Raw genomic sequence first — 25,381 nt, 5'->3', positions numbered from 1 at the left:
ACCCACCGCGACGGAACCGACCTGGATCTGCCGGCTCTTGCGGCGCTCGGCGATCTTGGTCGGAACGGACGGCATGCCGAGAGAAATCGCAGTCATCTGCTGTGCAACCCCAAGTCGTGGATCAAGGTCCGGTCCCGTGTCAGCGGCGGGCTCCGAGTCCCGAGATTACGGCACGGTCCTGGACGCGAGCACATCACGCCACCGAAACCCACTCATTGGAGGACGGCCCGGCAGCAGCCTGCCGGGCCGTCGGAAACGCCGTGCGGCTAGGAGATTCTCACCGGGTTAACGACGTCCGCGATCAGCACGAGGATCGTGAAGCAGACGAAGATTCCCGCCACCACGTAGGCCACCGGCATCAGCTTCGCGACGTCGAACGGGCCCGGGTCCGGCCGGCGGAGCACCTTGGCCGCGGTGCGGCGCACGGACTCCCACAGGGCGCCGGCGATGTGGCCGCCGTCCAGGGGGAGCAGGGGGAGCATGTTGAACAGGAACAGGGAGAGGTTGAAGCCGGCCAGCAGCATCACGAAGTTGGCCAGCTGCTGGGACGCGGGGATGTCGAGCGTGGCGATCTCGCCGCTGATCCGGGCGGCGCCGACGATGCCCATCGGGGAGTCCGGTTCGCGCGGGCCGTCGCCGAAGGCCGCGTCCCACAGGGCGGGGATCTTGGAGGGCAGGGCCGCCAGGGAGTCGAGCGCGTCGCCGACCCGGTCGGTCATCCAGGTCACGGACTGGCCGAAGTCCTGCTGGACGACGCCGGTGGCGGAGGTGAAGCCGAGGAAGCCGGCCTGGACGTACTTGCCCTCGACGTAGGCCCCCGCGGCGTCCTTCTTCACGACCCAGTTGGTGGCGATCTTCGCGTGCAGGGTCACCTCCCGGCCGTCGCGCTCGACGACGATCGGTACGTCCTTGCCGGCGCTGTCGCGGATGAGGTCGGAGACCTTGTCCCAGTCGTCGGTGCGCACCCCGTCGAAGGCGACGATCCGGTCGTGCGCCTTCATGCCGGCCGCGGCGGCCGGGGACTTGGCGTCGGAGGGCCTGCACTCGTCGCGGTGCTCGGTCTGGGCGATGACGCAGGGGGAGACGGAGCTGACGGTGGTGGTCTGCTGCGGGATGCCGAAGCCCATGAGCACGGCGAGGAACAGCCCGATGGCGAGGACCAGGTTCATGAAGGGCCCGGCGAACATGACGACGACCCGTTTCCACGGCTTGCGCGTGTAGAACAGGCGGGTCTCGTCGCCGGGCTGGAGTTCCTCGAAGGCGGCCGAGCGGGCGTCCTCGATCATGCCGCGCCACGGCGAGGTGGAGCGGGCCACCAGTCGGCCGTCGTCACCGGGCGGGAACATGCCGATCATGCGGATGTAGCCACCGAGCGGGATCGCCTTGACGCCGTACTCCGTGTCGCCCTTGCGGCGCGACCAGACGGTGGGGCCGAAGCCGACCATGTACTGGGGGACGCGGATGCCGAAGAGCTTGGCGGTGGACAGGTGCCCCAGCTCGTGCCACGCGATCGAGACCAGCAGGCCGACGGCGAAGACCACTATGCCGATGAAGAACATCAAGGTCGTCATGCACGGGCCTCCGCCGTCTGTGCCGCCAGTTCCCGGGCTCGTGCCCGGGCCCAGGTCTCCGCTTCGAGGACGTCCGACACGGTGAGCGAGGTTCCCGCGCCGGGGGTGCCGTGCTCCTCGACCACCCGGGTCACCGTCTCCATGATCCCGTTGAACGGCAGCGCGCCCGAGCGGAACGCCTCCACGCACTCCTCGTTGGCGGCATTGAACACCGCCGGGGCGGTGCCCGCGAGCTCGCCCACGTGCCGGGCGAGGTTCACCGAGGGGAACGCCTCGTTGTCGAGCGGGAAGAACTCCCAGGTGGAAGCGGTGCTCCAGTCGAACGCGGGTGCAGCGTCGGGGACCCGTTCGGGCCAGCCGAGGCCGATGGCGATCGGCCCGCGCATGTCGGGGGGCGTCGCCTGGGCCAGTGTCGATCCGTCCGTGAACTCAACCATCGAGTGGACATACGACTGCGGGTGCACGACCACCTCAATGCGGTCGAAGGGAATGTCGTAGAGGAGGTGCGCCTCGATGACCTCCAGGCCCTTGTTGACGAGGGTGGCGGAGTTGATCGTGATCACCGGGCCCATCGCCCAGGTGGGGTGGGCGAGGGCGTCCTCGACGGTGACCCGGGCCAGCTGTTCCTTCGTGCGGCCGCGGAAGGGGCCGCCGGAGGCGGTGACGACGAGCTTGCGGACGTCGGCGCGGGTGCCGGCGGCGAGGGCCTGGAAGAGGGCCGCGTGCTCGGAGTCCACGGGGATGATCTGGCCGGGTTTGGCGACCGCCTTCACCAGCGGGCCGCCCACGATGAGCGACTCCTTGTTGGCGAGCGCGAGGGTGCGGCCCGCCTCCAGGGCGGCGAGGGTGGGGGCGAGGCCGATGGAACCGGTGATGCCGTTCAGGACGGTGTGCGAGTCGGAGGCGGCGAGCTGGGTGGCGGCGTCGGGGCCGGCGAGGATCTCGGGCAGCGGCTCACCGCCGTACTCCGCGCGCAGCGCCTCGCGCAGGGCGGGGACGACGTCCTGCCGCGCGACGGCGACGGTCCGCACCCGGAGCTGGTACGCCTGCTCGGCGAGGAGGGCGACCCGGGCGCCGTGCGCGGACAGGCCGGTGACCCGGAACCGGTCCGGGTTGCGCAGCACGAGGTCGATGGCCTGGGTGCCGATCGACCCGGTGGAGCCGAGGATCACCACGTCCTTCGGGCCGTCGCCCGCGACGGGGTCGTAGAGGAGGTGCGGGTCGGCGAGGGGGGCAGGACTGTCGCTCATGCCTCCCATTGTGTCCACAACGGCCGCGCCGCAGGACAGGGTGTCCCCCCGACGGGGACACCCTGCCGTGGCGCGGGTCACCGGATCGGGCGGTGGACGTTCTGCTCGGTGGACGGGCCGGGGGTGGTGTCGGCGATCCAGGGACCGTCGTCGGAGGGGTCGATGACGCCGTCCTCCAGCCAGGTGTAGGTGCCGGACAGGACGCCCTTGACGACCTTGCGGTCCAGGTCGTCGGTGTTGGCCCACAGACGGCCGAAGAGTTCGTCGACGCGCAGCCGGGCCTGGTGGCAGAAGGCGTCGGCGAGCTGGTAGGCCTCGCGGCCGTTCTCGCCGCGGGAGCGCAGCAGCTCGGCGCGGACGCAGGCGGCGCTCATCGCGAAGAGTTCCGCGCCGATGTCGACGATCCGGCCGAGGAAGCCCTGCTTGGTCTCCATGCGGCCCTGCCAGCGGGACATGCCGTAGAAGGTGGAGCGGGCGAGTTTGCGGGCGTGCCGTTCGACGAAGCGCAGGTGCGGGGAGAGGTCGACGTGGTGTTTGAACTCGGCGTAGGAAGAGGGCAGCTGCCCCGGTCCGGCGACCAGTTTCGGCAGCCATCTGGCGTAGAAGGCGCCGGCGCTCGCGCCCGCGCGCGCCTTGTCCTGGAGGGACTTGTCGGGGTCGATGAGGTCGCCGGCGACGGTCAGGTGGGCGTCGACGGCCTCGCGCGCGATCAGCAGGTGCATGATCTCGGTGGAGCCCTCGAAGATGCGGTTGATGCGCAGGTCGCGCAGCAGCTGCTCGGCGGGGACGGCGCGTTCCCCGCGGGCGCGCAGCGACTCGGCGGTCTCGAAGCCGCGGCCGCCGCGGATCTGGACCAGCTCGTCGGCCATGGTGTAGGCGAGTTCGGAGGCGTAGAGCTTGGCGAGCGCGCCCTCGATGCGGATGTCGTTGCGGTCCTCGTCGGCCATCTGGGCGGCGAGGTCGGTGACGGCCTCCAGGGCGAAGGTGGTGGCGGCGATGAAGGAGATCTTGGTGCCGACGGCCTCGTGGCGGGCGATGGGCTTGCCCCACTGCTCGCGGGCCGCCGACCACTCGCGGGCGATCTTCAGGCACCACTTGCCGGCGGCGACGCAGGACGCGGGCAGGGAGAGCCGTCCGGTGTTGAGGGTGGTCAGGGCGATCTTCAGGCCGGCGCCCTCGGGTCCGACGCGGTTGGCGGCGGGGACGCGGACCTGGTGGAAGCGGGTGACGCCGTTCTCGATGCCGCGCAGGCCCATGAAGGTGTTGCGGTTCTCCACGGTGACGCCGGGCGAGTTGGTCTCGACGACGAAGGCGGTGATGCCGCCCTTGTGGCCCTCGGACCTCGGCACCCGGGCCATGACGACGAGGAGGTCGGCGACCACGCCGTTGGTGGTCCACAGCTTCACCCCGTCGAGGACGTAGTCGTCCCCGTCCGGGACCGCGGTGGTGGCGAGGCGGGCCGGGTCGGAGCCGACGTCGGGCTCGGTGAGCAGGAAGGCGCTGATGTCGGTGCGGGCGCAGCGCGGCAGGAAGCGTTCCTTCTGCTCGGGGGTGCCGAACATCTTCAGGGGCTGCGGGACGCCGATCGACTGGTGGGCGGAGAGGAGCACGCCGATGGCGGGGCTGGCCGAGCCGGCCAGGGCGAGGGCCTTGTTGTAGTACACCTGGGTGAGGCCGAGTCCGCCGTACTTCGGGTCGATCTTCATGCCGAGGGCGCCGAGTTCCTTGAGCCCGTTGATCACGTCGTCCGGGATGCGGGCGTCGCGTTCGATGCGGGCCGCGTCGACCTTGGTCTCGCAGAAGTCGCGCAGCTTGGCGAGGAACTCCTCGCCGCGCTGGACGTCGTCGTCGGGCGGGAGGGGGTGGGGGTGGATGAGGTCGAGCCGGAAGCGGCCGAGGAAGAGTTCCTTGGCGAAGCTCGGCTTGCGCCATTCCTGTTCCCGGGCCGCCTCGGCCACCTCGCGCGCCTCGCGCTCGGTGACGGCAGGACCAGAGGAGGGGGTTGGTGCGGACATGAGGTTCACCTCGCCGCGAAGAGGGATCAACGGGACCGTCGGTACCGACCGGAGTTACTGGATCGTTGGTACCCGAAACCGGGCGGGGCCACCACCCCGCGCGCGGCCGTTCGGCGGAACCGGCGGCGGGTACCTTGCCGCGTGTCCCGTGCGGCTCCCCCGGCGGCGCCGACCGCGGCAGAAAACAGTCGAAGCGCTTCGACAGCCTATGGACACCCACCGCCACTGAAGCTACTGTCGAACCACCCTCACTCGCCCCCGTTCACCACGCGCACTGTCGAAGCGCTTCACAAAGCTTGGAGAGCTGGATGGTCACCCTCGCCGAGGTCGCCCAGCACGCCGGAGTCTCGGCGAGTACGGTGAGCTATGTCCTCAGCGGCAAGCGGTCCATCTCCGCCACCACCCGGCAGCGGGTCGAGCAGAGCATCCGGGAGCTGGGGTACCACCCGAACGCCGGAGCCCGCGCGCTCGCCAGCAGCCGGTCGAACATCATCGCGCTGATGATCCCGCTGCGCACCGACATGTACGTACCGGTGATGATGGAGATCGCCATCGCGGTGGCCACGACGGCGCGCACCCACGGGTACGACGTGCTGCTGCTGACCGGCGAGGAGGGGCCCGACGCGGTGCGCCGGGTCACCGGCAGCGGGCTGGCCGACGCGATGATCCTGATGGACGTCGAACTCGACGACGAGCGGCTGCCGCTGCTGCGCGGCGGGGGCGCACCCGCCGGGGCGAAGTCGAGAGCCGGGGACGAGCAGCCGTCGGTGCTGATCGGCCTGCCCGCCGACACCTCAGGGCTGACCTGCGTGGATCTGGACTGGAGCGCGACCGGTGCGCTGTGCGCCGAGCACCTGGCGCGGCTCGGGCACCGGGACGTCGCGGTCATCGGCGAGGCCCCCGCGGTCTACGAGCGGCACACCGGGTTCGCCGAGCGCACCCTGGACGGTCTGCGCGCCGCGGCCCGCGAGCTGGGTCTGCGGGTGCTGCACCGGGCGTGCGAGGGCGGCTACGACGCGATGGCCGCGACGCTCGCCCGGGTGTTCGACGAACGCCCCGGCACCACGGGCTTCGTGGTGCAGAACGAGTCCGCCGTCGAACCGCTGCTCGCGCTGCTGCGCCAGCAGGGCCGGGCCGTTCCGGAGGACGTGTCGGTGGTCGCGATCTGCCCCGACCAGGTCGCCGTCCAGGCGTCGGTGCGGCTGACGTCCGTCGGCATCCCCGCCCAGGAGATGGGGCGCCTCGCCGTGGAACGGCTGGTGGCCAAGCTGAACGGGCGGGGCAGTGACGAAGTCGTGCTCATCGCCCCCGAGTTGACGGTCCGGGCGAGCTCGGGACCCGCCGCCCACTGACCCGTAGGTACCCCGGTGGCCCCCCGCGGGGGCACCTCCCTGTCCTCATCCAGGAGTACGCCTCGTGAACCAGCCTGCCGCACCGCAGCCCAAGGTCAGCCTCGCCCAGTCCTCCCCCACCGTCGGCACGTTCCGCGAGCGGGACGGGGCGCTGGAGTGGACCGGCCGTCAGGAGACCCTCCGGATCGAGCCGTGGGGCCCGGACGCAGTCCGGGTCCGGGCCCGGCTCGGCGGCCCCGTGCTCACGGGCCTGCCCGGGGCGCTGCTGGACGCGGCCCCGGCGGCCGCCTCGACCGTGAAGGTGGAGGACGGCACCGGCCGGCTGACCGTGGGAGCGCTCACCGTCGAGGTGTCGGCCGAGGGGACGGTCCGCTTCCTGCGCACCGACGACGGCGGGGAACTGCTCGCCGAGGAGCGCGCCCACTTCTGGTGGCCGGGCCCGCGCCTGTACACGGCCGTCGGCGGCGGCCACCACCGGCTGGAGCAGCGGTTCACCGCCTACGACGACGAGAAGCTGTACGGCCTGGGCCAGCACCAGCACGGCCGGCTGGACCAGAAGGGCCTGGTCCTGGACCTGATCCAGCGCAACGCCGAGGTCGGCATCCCGGTGCTCACCTCCAGCCGCGGCTACACCCTGCTGTGGAACAACCCGGCGGTCGGCCGGGTGGAGCTGGCGCACAACGGCACCCGCTGGGTGGCCGACTCGGCGCGCCAGATCGACTACTGGATCACCGCGGGCGACCCGGCCGCCGCCCAGCGCCGCTACAGCGCGGTGACCGGCCGTACGCCGATGCTGCCGCAGTGGGCGGCGGGCTTCTGGCAGTGCAAGCTGCGCTACCGCACGCAGGACGAACTCCTGGCCGTGGCACGGGAGTACAAGCGCAGGGGGCTGCCGCTCTCGGCGATCGTCTGCGACTTCTTCCACTGGACGCACCTCGGCGAGTGGAGGTTCGACCCCCGGGAGTGGCCGGACCCGGCGGCGATGGTCCGCGAGCTGGAGGACATGGGCGTCAAGCTCGTCGTGTCCGTGTGGCCGTCGGTGTCGCCGCTGTCGGAGAACCACCCGGTGATGGAGCAGCGCGGCTACTTCGTCGGCACCCAGTACGGCCCGATGGCGCACGCCGACTGGCCGGACAAGGGGGTCGCCTCGACGGTCCAGGTGGCGTTCTACGACGCGACCAACCCGGACGCCCGGGAGTTCGTCTGGTCGAAGGTCAGGGAGAACTACCTCGACCCCTACGGCATCACGGCGTTCTGGCTGGACGCCTGCGAGCCGGAGCTGAAGCCGGGCTTCCAGGAGAACCTGCGCTACTGGGCGGGCCCGGGCCTCGAGGTCGGCAACATCTACCCGGCCGACAACGCCCGGACCTTCTACGAAGGGCTGCGCGCGTCGGGCCTCGGCGACGACGAGATCGTCTCCCTGAACCGTTCGGCGTGGGCGGGCAGCCAGCGCTACGGCGCCGCCCTGTGGTCGGGAGACATCGGCACCGACTTCGCGACGCTGCGCCGCCAGATCGCGGCCGGCCTGAACACCGCGCTGTCCGGCATCCCGTGGTGGAACACCGACATCGGCGGCTTCCACGGCGGCGACCCGGACGACCCGGCCTACCGCGAGGTCATGGTCCGCTGGTTCCAGTTCGGCGCGCTGTCCCCGCTGATGCGCCTGCACGGCTTCCGCGACCCCGGCATGCCACTGGGCCCGGACATGACCGGCGGCCCGAACGAGGTGTGGTCGTACGGCGAGGAGGCCGGCGCCATCCTGGAGAAGTACCTGCGGCTGCGCGAACGTCTGAAGCCGTACGTCCTCAAGGTGATGCGGGAGGCCCACGAGGAGGGCCTGCCGGTGATGCGGCCGTTGTTCCTCGAGTTCCCGCGGGACCTCCCGACCTGGCAGGTCGCCGACGCGTACATGTTCGGCGCGGATCTGCTGGTCGCGCCGGTCCTGGAGCCCGGCGCGACGACCCGGACGGTGTACCTCCCGGCCGGGGCCCGCTGGACGGACGCGTGGACCGGCGAGGCGTACGAGGGCGGGGAGGCGGTCACCGTCGACGCCCCGCTGGACCGTATCCCGCTGTTCCTGCGGGACGGGGCGCGGCTGCCGGTCTCCGGCGAGTAGCCGCGCTCGCTGCGGGCCGGGGCCGGACCGCGCCTGACGGTGCGGGCCGGCCCCGGCCGGTGGTGTGGGGTCAGCCGCCGCTGACCGAGTAGCCGTTGGTGCGGAAGTCCAGCCCGCCGGAGGACGAGGTGATCTCGAAGCCGAACTGGAGGTCACCGATGGTCTCGTCGCCCATCCAGCGCTTGGTGTCCTTGAGCCACTTCAGCACCGGGAGGATCTGGACGGTGCCGGAGGTGGAGTCGGAGGTACGCAGGAACGAGAAGACGTCCCAGTAGGTGCCGTCCGAGCGGTACACGCGGCCCTTGTGGACGTTCCAGTTGTGGCCGCCGAGCGACACGTTGCCCTGGTAGCTGCCGAGCGCGCCGACGGCGCCGTTGTAGTTGACCCAGAGCATGATCTCGTAGTCGTGGTCCGTGTCCCAGACGTCGTACGAGGTGTTGTACGCGCCGGCGGACGGGACGGTGACGTTGTAGCTGCTGCTGAGCGAGGAGAGCGAGGTGATCGACTTGTTGACCACCTTCTTGGCGTTGGGGTAGGACTTGATGCCGCCGGTGTTCGGGTGGTCGGCCCAGACGCCCCAGTTGGTGCCGGAGTTGGCCCAGACGCACTGGGCGCCGGCGCCGCCGCCCCAGATGTTGTTGTAGAGCGTGTAGCCGTTGAGGCTGGTGTTGCCCCACTGGTCGCAGGAGCTCCAGACGGCGGCGGAGGCGGGGGCGGAGGCGAGGCCGATGACCGCGCCGAGCGCGAGGCCCGGTGCCGGCAGGGCCCTGGTGATCCTGCCGAGCGTGCGTGATGCCATGGTGTCGTCCTTTCCATGGGTGGGGGGAATGGCGGGGAGTCACCACGTCCCGAGCGTGAGGACGTGGTCTTCTCCGGCGACGAGGTCGAGCGGCTGTGCGCCGGAGGAAGTCCGGAGTTCGATGCGGCGGGTACGGTGCGGCCTGAGGACGGCGCGGGCGCCGTCGGGGCCCCAGGCCAGATCGAGTTCGGCGGCGAAGCGGGTGCGGACGCCGGTGAGGCGGCCGGCCGCGAGCGCCGGCGGCGGTGCGGGCAGCAGCACCAGCCGGTCGGGCGTGGACTGGACGAGCGCCTCGATCAGCACGGCGGGCAGCGTGTGGGCGGCGTCCGCGTTGTAGACGGCGCGCCGGGGGTAGTGCGCGCTCATCAGGGAGACGTGGAAGAAGTCGCCGCCCAGGACGTTCGACAGGGCCCCGGCGACCCGCTCGGCGTCGCGCAGGCGGGCCGCGATCAGCGCGTGGTGGAGGTGGCCGTGCGCGGAGTCGTTCTCGGCGCCGCGCAGTTCGAGGGCGCGGTGGGCGGCCGCGGCGAGGCCGGGGGTGTCGTAGGGGTTGATCTCGTCGAGCGGCCAGACACCGTAGAGGTGGCTGAGGTGGCGGTGGTCGTAGGTGTCGCCGAGGCCGGGCCAGGCCCATTCGGCGAGGGCTCCGTCGGCGTTGATCCGGTGCGGCGGGAGCCGGTCGGCCAGCGCCCGCCAGCGCTCGGCGTCCTCGGTGTCCGGGTGGTGGTCGGCGGCGGTGCGCAGGGCGTGCCGGGCGGCGGAGAGGTCCATGGCGGCGTTGATCGCGCCCCAGCTGCCGCCCGCCGGGCGGTTCTCGGGCGAGTAGGACGGTACGACGACGAGGTGGCCGTCGGCGTCGGTGCGGGTGAGGAAGTCCTCGTAGAAGCGGGCGGTCTCGGCGAGCGCGGCCGCGGTGCGCGGGTCGCGATGACCGCGGGTGTCGTCGTGGTCGACGAGCGGCTTGAGCAGCCAGTCGGCGCCCGCGGTCCACAGGTGCAGGGGGTATGCGCGGCTGAAGTGGTACGCGTGCCCGGACTCGCCGTCGCTGTGGGCGGGGGCGACGACGCCCCGGGTGCCGAAGACGGCACGGGCGTTGTCCCGCCAGTCCGGCAGCTGGCGGTGCACGAGGCGGGCGTGGGCCGCGGTCACCTCGGGGAGGGCGGCGGCCGCGGCGGAGGCGGTCTGGAGGTTGAGGTTGGCGTCGTAGGTGAAGGCGCCCGACCAGGCGGTGTCCCAGTCGCCGGTCCACAGGCCGGTCAGGCGGGGCGGGAAGAGTCCGCTTGCCGACAGCAGGTGGTAGCGGCCGGCCGCGAAGAGGCGTTCCAGCAGGGCGGGGCTGTCCGTCCTGGCGAGCAACTCGGCGCCGGACAGTGAGCGTTCGGCCGGGTCGGCGCACAGGTCGAGGGTGACGCGGCGGTAGGCGGTGCGGTGGGCGGTCAGATGCCGGTCGAGGAGGTCGGTGTACGTCGAGTCCGCGAGCAGGTCACGCAGGACGCGGCTCTCGGCGGTGGTGTCGAGTTCGCCGGGGTGGCGGCGTACCCGGGTGAGCAGCAGGACGGCGTCGGCGTTCTCGATCCGCACGCCCTGGGGGCCCAGGCGGGTGCTGCCGCCGGTGACGGCGGCCACGGTGACGCCGGTGACGGCGAGGTCGCTGTCCGGGTAGCGGGCGCGCAGGGTGAGCTGGGCGCCCTCCGGGGTGAGCAGCGCGCCGTGGCCGACGCCGAGCCCGGCGGGCGCGCCCGGCAGCCGGTGGTCCAGGGCCACGTCGAGGACGGGGCCGGGCGCGGTGACGTACTGGACGATCACGTCGTCGGCGCGGGAGACGAAGACGCGGCTGCGCCAGTCGCCGCGGGTGGCGTCGGTGACGCCGGTGGTGAAGTCGACCGAGCGGCGGTAGCCGGGGCCGTCGTCGTCGGCCTTGCGGCGGGTCAGGCGGATCTGGAAGGCGGGGTGGAAGGGCTTGACCCACTGCAGGCCGCGGCCGTCGGTGAAGCCCTCGGCGGCGGTGAGGTCGCCGGCCAGCAGCCGTTCCTGGAGGGCGGGGAGTTCGGCGGCGAGCTGGGGCGCGCGGGCGTCCTCGGTGCCGTTGGGGCGGACCAGGGTGTGGTGGGTGACGATGACACGGTCGGCGTTCGGATCGCCGAACACCAGGGCGCCGTGATGGCCGTTGCCGGTGAGGAAGGCGTCCTCCCAGCGGGTGGCCGGCTCCGGCTCCCAGGTGGCGTGGACGGGGCTCGCGCTCATGGCCGCAGCACCGCCACGCCGTAGCGGCCGAGGGTGAGGCGGTCGGTGACGTCCTCCCGGGTGAGCAGGTCGTGGTGGCGGCCGGGGACGTCGACGGTGACCGGCTCGCGGCCGTGGTTGAGCAGGAACAGCAGCTCGCCCCGGCGCACGGCCTCCACGCCGGCCGGCAGGCCCTCCAGCACCGGGCGGACCCCGGCGTCGGCGGCGATCCGGGCGAGGAGCGCGCGCAGGGCGGCCGGCTCGGGCAGCGTGGACACGTACCAGGCGCGGCCCCGGCGCAGCACCGCGGGCAGCCCGTCGAGCTCGCCGCCCTTGTACGGGATCGTCTCGTCGGCGGTGTCCGGGTCGGCCTCGATCTCCTCCGACCACAGGGTGCCCTCGAAGCCCTCGCAGGGAGCCGTCTCGCCGGTCTCCAGGGGCCACCACTCGTGCAGGACGCGGATGCCGAACAGCGCGCGCAGCCGGGCGTCCATGCCGCCCTCGCGGACGCGGTCGTCCTGGTCGGCGACGCCGGTGAGGAAGCCGCTGACCAGGGTGCCGCCACCGCGGACGTAGGCGAGCAGGTTGTCGATCGCCGCGTCGGTGAGGGCGTACAGCTGCGGGACGACGACCATCCGGTAGCCGCCGAGGTCGTGCTCGGGGTGGGCGAAGTCGGTGGTGAGGCCGCCCTCCCACAGGGCGCGGTGCCAGGCGTGCAGCAGGTCGGGCAGGTCGAACCGGGTGGACGGGCGGCCCTCCTGGTCGCCGGCCCACCAGGAGTGCCAGTCGTGCAGTACGGCGATCCCGGCGTGCGACCGGGTGCCCGCCACCTCGGCACCGATCGCGGCGAGGTCCGCTCCGATCCGCTTGATCTCCTGGAAGGTGCGGCCCCGCTCCCCCGCGTGGCCGACCATGCCGGAGTGGAACTTCTCCGCGCCCTGGCGGGACTGGCGCCACTGGAAGTAGCAGACGGCGTCGGCGCCGCGCGCCACCGCCTGGAGGGACCACAGGCGGTTCAGGCCGCGCGGCTTGGGGTGGTTGACGCCGCGCCAGTTGACCGGGCCGGCCGCCTGTTCCATCAGCATCCAGGGGCCGCGGGCCTGGGAGCGGGTGAGGTCCTGTACCAGGGCGCCGTGCTGGGCGCCGCGGGGGCCGAGCGGGTCGGCCGGGTCGGGGTAGAGGTCGACGGAGACGACGTCCTCCTCCTCGGCCCAGCGCCAGCCGTCCTGGCCGGCCCACAGCGGCATGAAGTTGGTGGTGACCGGGGTGTGCGGGGTGTGCCGGCGGACGATGTCCCGCTCGGCGGCGTAACACTCCAGCAGCATGTCGGAGGTGAAGCGGCGGAAGTCGAGCGTCTGGGTGGGGTTCTTCAGGTAGTGGGCGTGGCGCGGGGGCAGGATGCCGTCCCAGCTGTCGTAGCCCTGGCTCCAGAAGGCGGTGCCCCAGGCGGTGTTGAGGGCGTCCAGGGTGCCGTACCTCTCGCGCAGCCAGTGGCGGAAGGCGGCGGCGGCCTCGTCGCCGTAGTCGAAGGTGCAGTACTCGTTGTTGATGTGCCACATCGTGAGGGCGGGGTGGCCGGCGTAGCGGGCGGCCAGGTCCTCGGTGATGGCGGCGGCGTGGCGCCGGTAGGCGGCGCTGGAGTGGGAGAAGTGCTGGCGGCCGCCCCACCACTCGGTGCGGCCGTCGGCGTCCCGGGGCAGGGTGTCGGGGTGGAGGCGGCCCAGCCAGGGCGGGGGCGAGGAGGTGGGGGTGGCGAGGACGACGCCGACGCCGTTGGCGTGCATCAGGTCCATCAGGGTGTCCAGCCAGCCGAACTCCCGTGCGCCCGGCTCGGGTTCGAGCTTCGCCCAGGAGAAGACGCCGAGGGTGACGGAGGTGACGCCGGCTTCGCGCATCAGCCGGACGTCCTCGTGCCAGGTCTCCTCGGGCCACTGCTCGGGGTTGTAGTCGCCGCCGAAGAGGATCCGGCCGCGGGTGGTGTCGGCGAGGGTCGGCTTCACGCGGGCTCCCCGTACTGCACGCCGCGTCCGTTGGTGGCGAGGTAGACCCGGCCGTACACGCGCGGGTCGCCGGTGATGGTCTCGCCGGTCCAGCCCCACTGGTGGGCGTCGTCGTTGATGCGGGTCCAGGTCTTCGCGCCGTCGTCGGAGCGGTGGACGGCGGTGACGGTCCCGGTCGAGCCGACCTGGTAGACCGCCGGGTAGTCGGTGCCGTCGGCGGCCTTGCCGAAGCCGAGGGTGTAGGAGGCCCGGCAGCTGTCGACCTTGGTGAAGGCGGCGCCGCCGTCGGTGGAGCGGTACAGGCCGTTCCCCTTGGTGGACAGCCACAGGTCGCCGGTCCGGCCGGGGGCGGCGACCAGCTTGAACTGGGTGTCGCCGGAGGGCAGTCCGGTGGCCCGCGCGGTGAAGGTGAGGCCGCCGTCGGTGCTGGCGAGCAGGGAGCCGGTGTCGGTGTCGTAGGCGTAGAAGCGCGCCGGGTCGGCCGGGTCGGCGACCGGGGTGGCGCCCTTGGGGAAGGTGGGCACCTCGGTCCAGGTGGCGCCGTTGTCGGCGGAGCGGTGGGCGGGGTACCGGGTGCCGTCCCAGTGCACGAACACCCACAGCAGCACGCTGCCGTCGGCGTTCACGGCGATCGGGCCCGGGGCGTCCGAGGCGAGGGCGGGCTGGGCCGGGAAGGGCGACCAGGTCTGCCCGCCGTCGGTGGAGAAGGCGCCGTTGCCGTGGTCGCCCCAGCCGGTGCGCACGACGTACGACGGCTTCGCGGCGGCCTGGGCCAGGCCGGTCGCCGAGCCGAACACCGGGTCGGTCGCCATGCCGCGCGCGGGGGACGCCGTGAGCGACTCGTGGTACATCACGCCGACGTCCCCGTTGCCGCTGATCAGGTGGGCCGTTCCGGTCGGGGGCGAGATCAGCTGGCGGACCGAGGTCTCCTCCAGGCCGCGGATCCGCGGGGCCCAGTGGGTCAGGTCCCGGGTGCCGTAGACGGTGGCGCCGGTGCCGTACAGCACGTTGCGGGAGTCGTACGGGTCGACGGCGACGGTCTGGATCCACCACCCGAACTTGGGCGCGTCGGCGCCCCAGTTGAGGTACGGCGTCTCGGAGACGTCGAGGACGGCGGTGTCCTTCAGGGAGCGCCAGGTGCGGCCGCCGTCGGTGGAGCGGAACACCGTGTCCTGCGCCGCCCAGCGGTTGTTGGTGGACACCACGAGGGTGCCGGGCCGGCGGGCGTCGACGGCCACGCCGCCGTAGCCGAAGGTGTCGGCCGGGCCTTCCCCGTCGGTGGTGCCGCCGGGCTCGACCGGCGTGACGTCGGTCCACCGGCCGCTGAGGAGGCACAGCCGGTGCACGCTGCCGTCGGTCTGGCCGTTGGGGCCCGGCGCGTCGGCGTACGTCACGTACAGCCGGTGGGCGCACCGGTCGTGGGCGGCGCGGATCGGGACCCGGGCGGCGGTGCCGCCCGGCTGACCGGGGACGGCCTGCCAGGTGGTGCCGTCGGTGGTGCGGTACAGGTTGGGCGTCGTGCCGTCGCCGTCGCCCCACCCCGCGTACAGGGCGCGGCCGGCGGCGACGAGCAGGGTGACGCCCTGGCCGGTCGCGCTCGGGGTGGCGGGGAAGCCGGTGGCGGGGGCCCAGGTGGCGCCCCGGTCGGTGGACTTCAGCAGTCCGTCGTGGCGGGTGCCCAGCCACAGGGTGTCGCTGTCGCGCGGGTCGACGAGCAGCCGCTCGCCGGTGCCGCGCCCGTCCTCGTTGGCGCCGAGCCGCACGGTGAGGTCGGTGCGGGCCCAGGTGGCGCCCCGGTCCTCGGAGCGCAGCACCGCGCCGTTGCCGGCCCAGGGCTGGGTGTAGGTGCCGAGCGCCAGGTAGAGGCGGTCGGGGTGGGCCGGGTCGACGGCCATCGCCTCGACGCCGAGCAGGTTCCAGTCGTCCCAGCCGAGGTGGTCGGTCAGGGGGGTCCAGCGGGCGGTGCGGTCGTCCCAGCGGTAGGCGCCGCCGATGTCGGTACGGGCGTAGGCGAGGCCGCGTACGGACGGGTGGAACAGGATGCCGGTGACGAAGCCGGTGCCGCCCATGACGGCGTTGCGCCACCGGTAGGCCGCGCTCGCCGGGCCGTCCGTGCTCTCGGCCGCGCGGGCCGTGCCCTGGAGCACGGGGAGCGCGGTGAGCGTGGTGGCCGCGGTGCCCGCGGCGAGGACGGCACGACGGGACAAGGGGGGCGTGTGCATGACATACCTCGGGGTAGGGGGTCGCGAAATGGATGTGGACAGGTCGAACCCAGGGCGGGGAACCGGGCGACCGGCCCCGCGCACCCGCTGAACGGCGAGAGGACCGGGCACCCCGCTCGAACCGGACCGGCGCCGCGCTTCAGCCCTTGATCGCGCCGGTCAGCATGCCCTTCTTGAAGTGCTTCTGGACGAACGGCGACAGCACGGCCACCGGCAGCAGCGCCAGCACCATCACCGCCATCTGGATCGCCACCGCCGACAGCTGCCCGGTGTTGACCTCGGTCTGCAGCCCCACCGGCCGCTCCCGCTTCTGCACCAGCTGGATCATCACGTTCTGCAGCGGCATCATGTCCTGGTCGGTCAGGTAGATCGACGCGTTGAACCACGCGCTCCAGTACCCGACCGCGTAGAACAGCGCGATCACCGCGAGCACGGCCCGCGACAGCGGCATCACGATCTTCCACAGGATCCGCCAGTCGCCGGCCCCGTCGATCCGCGCGCTGTCGATCAGCTCCTGCGAGATGTTCATGAAGAACGCCCGCAGGACCAGGATGTTGAAGACGCTGACCGCGCTGGGCAGGATCAGCGCGAGATACGTGTCGGTGAGCCCCAGCGCCTGTACCAGCAGATACGTCGGGATCAGCCCGGCGCCGAAGAACATCGTCGCGAGCAGCGCCATCAGGATCCAGCGGTGGCCGAGCGAGCCCACCCGGGACAGCCCGTAGGCGCACAGCACCGAGACCGTCATGCTGAACAGCGTGCCGACCACGGTGATGCCCACGCTGACCAGCGCCGCCCGCTGCACCTGGCCGCCGCTCAGCAGCTCCTGGTAGGCGACGAACGTGACGCCCCTGGGGACCACCACCAGGCCGCCGGCCTCGTCGATGGTCTCCTTGGTCTGGAGGCTGGTGACGATGACGATCCACAGCGGGAAGAGGATCGCGAAACAGGCGAAGAACAGGGCGATGCCCTTGCCGGCCAGGCCGGCCCGGGACGGCTCCTCCTCCCACACCGGGCGGGGCGGCGCCTGCCACCAGCGCGGCGCCGCGGCGGGCCCGCCGCCGGCCGTCCCGCCGCCGTCGGTCCTGCCACCGTCCGTCCTGCCGAGAACCGCGCTCACTTCTTGTACACCCCCTGCTCACCCATGAGATGGGCGACCTTGTTCGCCGTCAGCACCAGCGTCAGGCCCACCACGCCCTTGACGAGTCCGGCCGCGGCGGCGTAGCTGAAGTCCTGGTTGCGGATGCCGTTCCACCACACGTAGGTGTCGAGGACCTCGGAGGCGTCCGGCCCCACCGCCTGCCGCTGCAGGAGCAGTTGCTCGAACCCGACGGTGAGGGCGTCACCGACGCGCAGGACCAGCAGCAGGGCGATCACCGGCCGCAGGGCGGGCAGGGTGATGTGCCACATGCGCCGCCAGCGGCCGGCGCCGTCCATGGCGGCCGCCTCGTACAGGTCGCCCGGGACGGACGACAGGGCGGCGAGGAAGACGATGATGCCCCAGCCCGCGTCCTTCCAGATGGTCTCGCCGGTCACCAGGAACTTGAAGGTCTCCGGGTCGGTCATCAGGTCGAAGCCGGTGTGCCCGTGCTCGCGCAGGGTCTGCGCGATGATGCCGGCGCCGCCGAAGACCTGCATGAAGACGGTGACGACGAGCACCCAGGAGAAGAAGTGCGGGAGGTACATGACCGCCTGGGCGACCGCCCGCACCCTCGGCCTGACCACGCTGTTGATGAGCAGCGCGAGCAGGATCGGGACCGGGAAGTAGAGCACGAGCTGGAGGAAGAACAGCACGAAGGTGTTCTGCACCGCGTGCCAGAAGGCCGAGTCCTCGAAGATCCGCTCGAACTGCTCGAAGCCGATCCAGGGGCTCTCGAAGATCGCGACGAAGCCGTTCTCGCTGAGATACGGGTCGTAGTCCTGGAAGGCGACCACATTGCCCAGGATCGGGATGTAGTTGAACACCAGGACCAGCAGCAGCGCCGGCAGGACCATCAGGAGCAGCGTGCGGTCGCGCCGGAATCTGAGCCGGAGACTCGGCCTCCCGGCACGCTCGGTGCCGCTCGGTGGGGGTCCGCCGGTGTCCCCGGACGCCGTCGACGGATTCATCGTGGTCGCCGCCCCGGCCTTCGACCGGGGCACCGTGCTGTGGGACACGGCCTCCTCCTCGCCTCGGCCGCCGGTCAGCTCGCCGAGCCGTTGTCGTCGAGCAGCTTCTTGTACCAGTCGCGCAGTTGGTCGCCGCCCTTGCTCCTCCAGTCGGACACCGCCTGCTGGACGTCGCCGATCTTCTTGCGGCCGCGTACGACGTCGTCCTCCAGCTGCTCGAAGTCGTCGGCGAGGTTGGTCCAGCGGGTCGGCTCGGTGACGGTGAGGCCGAAGAAGGAGGTCTTCTTCGTGAAGGCGCCCATGCGCTGCTGCCACTCCACCATGGCGCGGGTGATGTCCGGGAAGTCCGGGTGCGCGATGAAGGGCGCCGGGTCGCCGGTGAGGTCGAAGGCGCTGTTGACCTCGTTGACACCCTGCTCGGTCTTGGTCGGCAACCCGTTCTTCATCTCGAAGTCGGTCCCCTCGACGCCGAAGTTGGTGAGCATCCACTCCTTCGTGCCGTACGGGCTGGCGCAGAAGTTCGCGACGGCGAGGAAGTCCTTGATCTGCCGCTCGGACGCCTTGTTGCTGATGAAGGTGAAGATGTTGGCCGGCTGGCCCGCCCACAGCGTCGGGTCGCCGCCGTCGGGGCCGAAGATGTCGAACGCGGCCATGTCGAAGTCCGGCTTGGAGGTGCGCTGTTCGGAGGTGGCACCCCACCAGGCGGAGATGTTGTCGTTGAAGACGAGGCACTGGCCCGCGGTGAACCGGTCCTTGGCGTTGCCGCCCGCCTTCCCGGAGATGGCGTCCGGGTGGACCACCTTCGCCGCGTAGAGCTTGCGGGTCCACTCCAGGGCTTCGAGGTACTCGTCGGTCTCGACGCGGTTGACCAGCTTGCCGTCGACCATGTTCCACCACAGCGCCTTGTCGCCGCCGGGGAAGACGCCGTAGATGTTGAACGCCGTCCACTTCATGTCGTCGCAGGCCCAGACCTTCGACCTGGCGTCGGTGGCCTCCTTGGCCCAGGCGAGGAACTCGTCGGGGCTCCTGGGGACGGAGTAGCCCTTCTTCCCGAAGACGTCCTTGCGGTACATCGGCGCGATGTCGGTGACGTACGAGCCGGGCATCGGTATCGCGCGCAGCCGGCCGCCGAAGATCGCGCGCTGCCACGCCTCGGTGGGCACGGCCGCGAGATTCGGGTACTCCTTGACCTTGTCGCCGGACAGGTGGGGGCCGAGGTCGGCGAACTTGGCGTTGATGGCGCTGGGGATGCGGCCCATCATGTTCCAGCCGGGGACGACCACCGCGTCGGGGATGTCGCTGGAGGCGAGGACGGCGCCGAGCTTCTGGTCGTAGGTGACGCCGTCCTGGTTCTGCCAGGAGACCTCGACGCCGATGGCCTCGTTCATGGCCCGGTAGTACGGGTTGTCGTCCGCGGGCGGGGTCCCCCAGAACGGCGACATGATCTTCAGCTTGCCGCCGCCGCCCAGCTTCTCGGGCACCGCGGTCTTCAGCTGGGCGGTCGGGATGGCCCTGGTGAAGCCGGCCGCCGAGCCGTTCTTGGCCGGGATGTCGGGCGCCACGACGCTGGAGGCCACGAAGGCCGGGAGGATCTTCTGGGCGTCCTTCCCGGACGTGGTCCCCTCCTTGCGGCCCTTCTTGCCGTCGCCGCCGCACGCGGCGAGCAACGGCATGCCCCCCGCCACCGCTGCGGTGGCGACCGCGGTGGAGGCGAGGAAGCTTCTCCGGCTGGGCCCGGAGGAGACGGAAGCGGCGTTCGGCGTCATTGCGTCAACCCTTCGTGGCGCACCAGGACACCCGGCGGTGGCCGTCGGCTGCGGTGTCGTGTCTGGAACTGGCTGAGCCGAAGCGATCCCCTCCGCCCCGGACGTCGGAGGACTGCGCACCCCCGGTGGGCGGTCCTGGTCGAACGAGGCAGTCGAAGCGCTTCGATGTTGCTGCGAGGTTAAGTGAAGCCATGGGGGCGCACAAGGGTCGCCTGCGAGATTCCTCGGAGGTGTCCGGTCATCCACGTTTCATGTGCGGCGCTTGAAGTAACGGTATGGAGTCGGACGCGTTGCGCCGGAATGTCTTGACACCCACCCCCACCCCGAACGAGCATCGAAGCGCTTCGAAAGCGTCTCCCCGCTCCAGTGCAAAGGGAACTCCCACGTGACCGAACCCACGCCGCCCACGCCGCCGTTCCGCGACCCGCAGCTGCCGCTCGCGAAGCGCATCGACGATCTGCTCTCGCGGCTGACCACGGCCGAGAAGACCGCCTTCCTGCACCAGTTCGCCCCGGCCGTCGAGCGTCTCGGCGTCGGCGCGTTCCGGACCGGCCAGGAGGCGCTGCACGGGGTGGCCTGGATGGGGCCGGCGACGGTGTTCCCGCAGGCCGTGGGGTTGGGCGCGACCTGGAACCCGGACCTGGTCCGCCGGGTCGGCGAGGCGGTGTCCCAGGAGGTGCGGGCGATGCGCGCCCGGGACGAGCGGGTCGGCCTGAACGTCTGGTCGCCGACGGTCAACCTGCTGCGCCACCCGCTGTGGGGGCGGGGCGAGGAGGGCTACTCCGAGGACCCCGAGCTGACCTCGGCCATCGCCACCGCCTACACCCGCGGGCTGCGCGGCGGCCATCCGACGTACTGGCGCACCGCCCCGGTGCTCAAGCACTGGCTGGCGCACAACAACGAGACCGGCCGGGACGTCACCTCCTCCTCGGTCCGCCCGCGCGTGCTCCACGAGTACGACCTGCGGGCCTTCCGCAAGACGGTGGAGGCGGGCGCGGTGGCCGGCGTGATGCCCGCCTACAACCTGGTCAACGGCCGCCCCAACCACGTCTCCCCCTACCTGCGCGAACACCTGCGCACCTGGACCGACGAGGAACTGCTGGTCTGCTCGGACGCGGGGGCGCCCTCCAACCTGGTCGACTCCGAGCACTACTTCGACACCCACGAGGAGGCGACGGCGGCCGCCGTGATCGCCGGCGTGGACAGCTTCACCGACCACGGCACCGACTCCTCGAAGATCGTCGCCCGGCTCACCGGCGCCCTGGAGCGGGGCCTGCTGAGCGAGGCGGACCTCGACGCGGCGGTCCGCCGCCAGCTCTCGGTCCGCTTCCGCCTCGGCGAGTTCGACGGGTACGACGAGCCGGGCGCCTTCGACACCCCCGAGCACCGCGCGCTCGCCCGGGAGGCCGCCGAGCAGGCGGTCGTGCTGCTGCGCAACGACGGGGTGCTGCCGCTCGCCCCCGGCACCCGGATCGCGGTGGTCGGCCTGCTCGCCGACGAGTGCAAGCTCGACTGGTACAGCGGCACGCTGATCCACCGCTCGACGCCGCTGGAGGGCCTGTACGAGCGGTTCGGCGCCGAGCGCGTGGAGTTCGCCGAGGGCGTGGACCGGGTCCGGCTGAGGACGTCCGCCGGCACCTTCCTGCGGGTCCCGGAGACGGACGCGGACGACGAGGTGCGCGGCGCCGAGGGCGCCCTGGACCCGGCCCTGCTGGCCGGGCGGACCGATCTGCCGCCGCTGACCACCGACGAGGTGGGCACCGAGCTGGCGCTCGCCGACTGGGGCGGGGGCGTGCTCACCCTGCGCGCTCCCGACGGCCGGTACCTCTCGGTCGCCGAGGACGGCCGGCTGCGGGCCTCCGCCGACCAGCCGGGCGGCTGGGTCGTCCAGGAGACCTTCCGCCTCGAGCCCCATGCGAACGGACACCTCCTCAGGCACCTGGGAACGGGTCGCCACGTCACGGTCGCCGCCGACGGCGTGAAGGTTGCCGAGGACGACGCGGGCACGGCGGAGGTCTTCGAGCTGGTCGTCACCGAGCGCGGCGAGGACGCGGTGGCCCGGGCCGCCGCCGGGGCCGACGTGGTCGTGGTGGTGGCGGGCAACGACCCGCACATCAACGGCCGTGAGACCGAGGACCGCACGACCCTGCGGCTGCCCGCCCACCAGGAACGGCTGCTGGCGGCGGCCCGTGCGGCGAAGGCGCGCACGGTGCTGGTGCTGGTGTCGGCGTACCCGTACGCGTTCGAGCCCGGCCGGCTCTCGGCGGCCCTGTGGACCGCGCACGGCGGGCAGGCGGCGGGCACCGCGCTGGCCCGCGTGCTGGCGGGCGACGTCTCCCCGGCCGGCCGGCTGCCGCAGACCTGGTACGCCGACGACGCCGACCTGCCCGACCTCCTCGACTACGACGTGATCGGCTCCCGCCAGACGTACCTGTACTTCGAGGGCACCCCGCTCTACCCGTTCGGCCACGGTCTGTCGTACGCCTCCTTCCGCTACGCGGACCTGGCGGCGCGGGTCACGGACGACGGCGTCCGGGTGACGTTCACCGTCACCAACACCGGCGAGGTACCGGCCGGCGAGGTGGCCCAGCTCTACACCCGCGCGGTGGACCCGGCGGTCCCGCGTCCACGCCGTGAGCTGCTGGCCCACCGCAGGGTCACGCCGGCACCCGGCGAGAGCGCGCAGTTGGCCTTCGACGTGCCGCTGTCGGCGTTCGCCTTCTGGGACGTGGCCCGGGGCGACTGGCGGGTGGAGCCGGGCCCGTACGAGCTGCTGGCCGGCGCGTCCAGCACCGACATCCGGCTGCGGGCCACGGTCGTGCTGGACGGTGAGCCGGGGGTGCCCCGGCCGGTGCGGGAGCGCGGCCTGGCCGCGGCCGACTTCGACGAGCAGAGCGGCGCGGAGATCGTCGACCGTACGAAGGTGTCGGGCGACGCGGTGACCCCGGCGGGCGGCGCCGGCGCCGAACTCGTCTATCGTGCCTGTGACTTCGGGCCGGGCGTGACCGGGGTGTCGGTGGAGGTGGCCGGCGAGGGGGAGGCGGAGCTCTCGGTGGCCGGCCGATCGGTGACCCTCACCGCGCGCACCTCGGGGCCGTACGCCTACGCCAAGGTCGAGGCGCCGCTGTCCGCCGACGGCGTGCACGACGTCCACCTAGGGCTGCGCGGCCCGCTGCGGCTCGCGCACGTCGGCTTCTCCGGCTGAGGGTCCGGAGAGGCCGGCCCAGAAGAAGGGGCCCGGCACGATCTCGGGTAGGGATCGTGCCGGGCCCCTTCGGGCGGCCGGCGGGGACACCCCGCCGGCACGGTGTCTAGAGGGCGAGCCCGGTGAGGACCAGGACCCGCTCGTAGGTGTAGTCGTCCATCGCGTAGCGGACGCCCTCACGGCCGACGCCGGACTGCTTGGCGCCGCCGTACGGCATCTGGTCGGCGCGGTAGGACGGCACGTCGCCGATGACCACGCCGCCGACCTCCAGCGCGCGGTGGGCGCGGAAGGCGGTCTGGAGGTCGTGGGTGAACACGCCGGCCTGCAGGCCGTACTTGGAGTCGTTGACGGCGGCGAACGCCTCGGCCTCACCGTCGGTCCTCTGCACGGTCAGGACCGGGCCGAAGACCTCCTCGCAGGCGAGGGTGGCGTCGGCCGGCACGTCGGTGAGAACGGTCGGGGCATAGGTGGCGCCGTCGCGCTTGCCGCCGGTGAGCAGGGTCGCGCCGGCGTCGACCGCCTCCCTCACCCACGACTCCACGCGCTGGGCGGCGTCCTCGCTGACCAGCGGGCCGACGTCGGTGGCGGCGTCGGACGGGTCGCCGGTGACCTGTGCCTCGACAGCGGCGACGATGCGCGGCAGCAGCCGGTCGTACACCGAGGCGTCGGCGATCACGCGCTGCACCGAGATGCAGGACTGGCCGCCCTGGTAGTTGGAGAAGGTGGCGATCCGGCCGGCCGCCCAGTCGAGGTCGGCGTCGCTCGCCCAGTCGCCGAGCACGACGGCGGCGGCGTTGCCGCCCAGCTCCAGGGTGAGGTGCTTGCGCGGCACCGAGTCCATGATCGCGTAGCCGACCTTGTCGGAGCCGGTGAAGGAGATCACCGGCAGCCGCTCGTCCTGGACCAGGGCGGGCATCTTGTCGTTGGCGACCGTCAGCACGCTCCAGGAGCCGGCCGGCAGCTCCGTCTCGGCCAGCAGCTCGCCGAGGATCAGGCCGGACAGCGGGGTGGCGGGCGCCGGCTTGAGGATGATCGGCGCTCCGACGGCGATGGCCGGGGCGACCTTGTGGGCGCACAGGTTCAGCGGGAAGTTGAACGGCGCGATACCGAGCACGACGCCCTTGGGGAAGCGCCGGGTCAGGCCGAGCCGGCCCTGCCCGCCGGCGTCGGTGTCGAGGCGCTGTGCCTCGCCGCCGTTGAACCGCCGGGCCTCCTCGGCCGCGAACCGGAAAACGGAGACGGCCCGGCCGACCTCACCGCGCGCCCACTTCACCGGCTTGCCGTTCTCGGCGGAGATCAGCAGGGCGATCTCCTCGGTGCGCTCGGCGAGGCGCCGGCTGACGTGGTCCAGGGCGGCGGCGCGGACGTGGGCCGGGGTGGCGGCGAACTCGTCCCGCACCGCGTACGCGGCGGCCACCGCCTCCTCGACCTGCGCGTCGGTCGGCACGCTGACCGTACCGACGAGACGGCCGTCCCAGGGGGACGTCACGTCGAAGCTCTCCTCGCCGGTGGCCTGGCGGCCGGCGAGCCAGAAGGCGTGGGTGGAAGTCATAAGGGAGTCCCGGCCCTTCCGCGTTGGGGGTGTGCTGTGGCTTTCGGCTCCACGGTAGGCGCGGGACGACGACCCGGCGTTTGTCCGGTCCGTAGGAGTGCGGCCCAGGTCCACTACGGTTTGGACATCGGTTCCCGGAACTCGAACGACCCGGGGTTCGCCGGCGCCGGACGCGGGGCGGGGCCCGGGGGCCGGGGACTCGGCCGGGTGCGGTACGGCCCGGTGCAGCAGCCACCGCAGCGCCAGGAGCAGGGTGGCGCACAGGCACCAGGAGGCCACCACGTCCAGGGGCCAGTGGTAGCCGCGCCGGACGAGGCCGTACGAGACGGCGAGGACGAGGAGGCCGGCGGTGGCGGCGGTCAGGCGACGGGCGCGGGCGGTGGACAGCCAGGGCAACAGCAGGAGGGTGGCGGCTCCGTAGGCGATGCCCGCGGTCGCGGTGTGGCCGGACGGGAAGTACCCGGTGGCGGGCGGTTCGACCGGCGTCGCCGGACGGTCGGTCCACTCCTTGACCGGGACGACGAGCAGCGGCACCAGCGCCATGAGGGCGAGCCCGGCGAGGGGCGGCAGCCACCAGCGCGAAAGGGCCGCGGCGCGGCCCCGGAACCCGGCCCATGCCGCGACGAGAACCAGCACCGGGACGGCGACCGGCACTCCCCCGAGGTCGGAGAGGAGTTCCGAGGCCCGGTCGGCGTGGACCAGTGCACCGCTGAGCCGGGCGTCCAGGTCCAGCAGCGGTCCGTCGACGAGCACCTGCCAGGTGAACAGCGCGAAGAGGAGGGCGGGCAGGCCGGACAACACGGCCGGCAGCAGGACGCGCGGTCGGGCCTGCCCCGGCGTGGGCGTCGGCGTCGGCACCGGCGTCGGCACCGGTGTGGGCGTCGACCCCCCGGGATTCCGCGCAGGCGGACTGGTCGTCATGGATCCAGCTTGTCAGGAACGCGGGACGACCCCGTTGCCGGCCACGGCGACGGGGTCGTGAGGAGGAGAGGGAGGAGAAGGAGGCCGGCCACCCCGGAACAGGGGGGGTGGTTTCGGGGTGGCCGTCCGGATCGGAACGTCGCGCGCCCCGGGGGGTTTGGGGCGGGCGACCGTCCGATCGGTGAGGAGATCCGGAGCCTCACGGCTCCGCTGTGCGCGAGGGCACGACCAGGTCGAAGCTGGGGAGGCCCCGGCCTGTGCCGCCCACAGTGCCCTGTGG

Annotated in this window: 14 protein-coding genes and 1 pseudogene; 3 read left to right on the top strand and 12 right to left on the bottom strand. The window is 72.4% G+C overall.

The window, feature by feature from the left end; all coding sequences use genetic code 11:
• Positions 1 to 266 precede the first annotated feature (266 nt).
• The 3 genes from ACSLTV_RS31415 to ACSLTV_RS31405 all read right to left on the bottom strand — a co-directional run bounded on the left by ACSLTV_RS31415 (position 267) and on the right by ACSLTV_RS31405 (position 4,836).
• Positions 267 to 1,559, bottom strand: a complete 1,293-nt coding sequence (locus tag ACSLTV_RS31415; RefSeq protein WP_432137999.1) for a M50 family metallopeptidase — start codon at positions 1,557 to 1,559, stop codon at positions 267 to 269.
• An 8-nt stretch (positions 1,560 to 1,567) separates the two neighbouring features.
• Positions 1,568 to 2,821, bottom strand: a complete 1,254-nt coding sequence (dxr, locus tag ACSLTV_RS31410; RefSeq protein WP_432137993.1) for a 1-deoxy-D-xylulose-5-phosphate reductoisomerase — start codon at positions 2,819 to 2,821, stop codon at positions 1,568 to 1,570.
• 77 nt (positions 2,822 to 2,898) lie between these two features.
• Positions 2,899 to 4,836, bottom strand: coding sequence for an acyl-CoA dehydrogenase family protein (locus ACSLTV_RS31405; protein ID WP_432137992.1), 1,938 nt, complete (start codon positions 4,834 to 4,836; stop codon positions 2,899 to 2,901).
• Positions 4,837 to 5,144: 308 nt separating this feature from the next.
• Between ACSLTV_RS31405 and ACSLTV_RS31400 the strand changes: the two genes are divergently transcribed.
• Positions 5,145 to 6,188 carry a LacI family DNA-binding transcriptional regulator gene (locus ACSLTV_RS31400; protein ID WP_432155608.1) on the top strand — a complete coding sequence of 348 codons (1,044 nt, stop codon included), beginning with the start codon at positions 5,145 to 5,147 and terminating at the stop codon, positions 6,186 to 6,188.
• A 64-nt stretch (positions 6,189 to 6,252) separates the two neighbouring features.
• The gene (locus ACSLTV_RS31395; RefSeq protein WP_432137990.1) at positions 6,253 to 8,304 is read left to right on the top strand and encodes a glycoside hydrolase family 31 protein; all 2,052 of its coding nucleotides are present in this window, start codon (positions 6,253 to 6,255) and stop codon (positions 8,302 to 8,304) included.
• A 70-nt stretch (positions 8,305 to 8,374) separates the two neighbouring features.
• Here the strand turns inward: ACSLTV_RS31395 and ACSLTV_RS31390 are convergent, their stop codons facing one another.
• The 7 genes from ACSLTV_RS31390 to ACSLTV_RS31360 all read right to left on the bottom strand — a co-directional run bounded on the left by ACSLTV_RS31390 (position 8,375) and on the right by ACSLTV_RS31360 (position 19,423).
• Positions 8,375 to 9,103: a glycoside hydrolase family 12 protein gene (locus tag ACSLTV_RS31390; protein WP_435613334.1), complete on the bottom strand. Its 729-nt coding sequence runs from the start codon at positions 9,101 to 9,103 to the stop codon at positions 8,375 to 8,377.
• A gap of 39 nt (positions 9,104 to 9,142) precedes the next feature.
• Positions 9,143 to 11,347, bottom strand: coding sequence for a glycosyl hydrolase family 95 catalytic domain-containing protein (locus ACSLTV_RS31385; protein ID WP_432155606.1), 2,205 nt, complete (start codon positions 11,345 to 11,347; stop codon positions 9,143 to 9,145).
• Positions 11,344 to 13,326, bottom strand: a complete 1,983-nt coding sequence (locus tag ACSLTV_RS31380) for a beta-galactosidase (RefSeq protein WP_435613333.1) — start codon at positions 13,324 to 13,326, stop codon at positions 11,344 to 11,346. Before ACSLTV_RS31380 ends, ACSLTV_RS31385 begins: the two co-directional genes overlap by 4 nt.
• Positions 13,323 to 15,548, bottom strand: a complete 2,226-nt coding sequence (locus ACSLTV_RS31375) for a 1,4-beta-glucanase (RefSeq protein ID WP_435613332.1) — start codon at positions 15,546 to 15,548, stop codon at positions 13,323 to 13,325. Before ACSLTV_RS31375 ends, ACSLTV_RS31380 begins: the two co-directional genes overlap by 4 nt.
• A 139-nt stretch (positions 15,549 to 15,687) precedes the next feature.
• The gene (locus ACSLTV_RS31370; RefSeq protein ID WP_432137985.1) at positions 15,688 to 16,668 is read right to left on the bottom strand and encodes a carbohydrate ABC transporter permease; all 981 of its coding nucleotides are present in this window, start codon (positions 16,666 to 16,668) and stop codon (positions 15,688 to 15,690) included.
• Positions 16,665 to 17,705 carry an ABC transporter permease gene (locus ACSLTV_RS31365; RefSeq protein WP_435613331.1) on the bottom strand — a complete coding sequence of 347 codons (1,041 nt, stop codon included), beginning with the start codon at positions 17,703 to 17,705 and terminating at the stop codon, positions 16,665 to 16,667. Before ACSLTV_RS31365 ends, ACSLTV_RS31370 begins: the two co-directional genes overlap by 4 nt.
• Before the next feature lie 26 nt (positions 17,706 to 17,731).
• A complete protein-coding gene (locus ACSLTV_RS31360; protein ID WP_435613330.1) occupies positions 17,732 to 19,423 on the bottom strand; it encodes an extracellular solute-binding protein in 1,692 nt (563 codons plus the stop codon).
• Positions 19,424 to 19,808: 385 nt separating this feature from the next.
• Between ACSLTV_RS31360 and ACSLTV_RS31355 the strand changes: the two genes are divergently transcribed.
• Positions 19,809 to 22,628: a glycoside hydrolase family 3 C-terminal domain-containing protein gene (locus ACSLTV_RS31355; RefSeq protein ID WP_435613329.1), complete on the top strand. Its 2,820-nt coding sequence runs from the start codon at positions 19,809 to 19,811 to the stop codon at positions 22,626 to 22,628.
• A 106-nt stretch (positions 22,629 to 22,734) separates the two neighbouring features.
• Here ACSLTV_RS31355 and ACSLTV_RS31350 read toward each other — a convergent pair whose 3' ends face one another.
• Both ACSLTV_RS31350 and ACSLTV_RS31345 read right to left on the bottom strand, forming a co-directional pair.
• Positions 22,735 to 24,180 carry an aldehyde dehydrogenase family protein gene (locus ACSLTV_RS31350; RefSeq protein ID WP_432137998.1) on the bottom strand — a complete coding sequence of 482 codons (1,446 nt, stop codon included), beginning with the start codon at positions 24,178 to 24,180 and terminating at the stop codon, positions 22,735 to 22,737.
• A gap of 279 nt (positions 24,181 to 24,459) precedes the next feature.
• Positions 24,460 to 24,723 (bottom strand): annotated as a pseudogene (locus tag ACSLTV_RS31345) (phosphatase PAP2 family protein); the annotation flags it as partial.
• Positions 24,724 to 25,381: the final 658 nt, after the last annotated feature.

Origin of the sequence: Streptomyces sp. bgisy159, from assembly GCF_965341775.1 — a bacterium.
Classification (GTDB): Bacteria; Actinomycetota; Actinomycetes; order Streptomycetales; family Streptomycetaceae; genus Streptomyces.
Note: the sequence above shows the minus strand (reverse complement) of the source record. Positions and strands in the feature narration are given on the sequence as shown.

Bases quoted from the DNA above. Each gene is read 5' to 3' on its own strand.
- ACSLTV_RS31350 (WP_432137998.1), bottom strand. From the start codon at position 24,180: ATGACTTCCACCCACGCCTTCTGGCTCGCCGGCCGCCAGGCCACCGGC.
- ACSLTV_RS31400 (WP_432155608.1), top strand. From the start codon at position 5,145: ATGGTCACCCTCGCCGAGGTCGCCCAGCACGCCGGAGTCTCGGCGAGT.
- ACSLTV_RS31405 (WP_432137992.1), bottom strand. From the start codon at position 4,836: ATGTCCGCACCAACCCCCTCCTCTGGTCCTGCCGTCACCGAGCGCGAG.
- ACSLTV_RS31375 (WP_435613332.1), bottom strand. From the start codon at position 15,548: ATGCACACGCCCCCCTTGTCCCGTCGTGCCGTCCTCGCCGCGGGCACC.
- ACSLTV_RS31415 (WP_432137999.1), bottom strand. From the start codon at position 1,559: ATGTTCTTCATCGGCATAGTGGTCTTCGCCGTCGGCCTGCTGGTCTCG.
- ACSLTV_RS31360 (WP_435613330.1), bottom strand. From the start codon at position 19,423: ATGACGCCGAACGCCGCTTCCGTCTCCTCCGGGCCCAGCCGGAGAAGC.
- ACSLTV_RS31385 (WP_432155606.1), bottom strand. From the start codon at position 11,347: ATGAGCGCGAGCCCCGTCCACGCCACCTGGGAGCCGGAGCCGGCCACC.
- dxr (WP_432137993.1), bottom strand. From the start codon at position 2,821: ATGAGCGACAGTCCTGCCCCCCTCGCCGACCCGCACCTCCTCTACGAC.
- ACSLTV_RS31390 (WP_435613334.1), bottom strand. From the start codon at position 9,103: ATGGCATCACGCACGCTCGGCAGGATCACCAGGGCCCTGCCGGCACCG.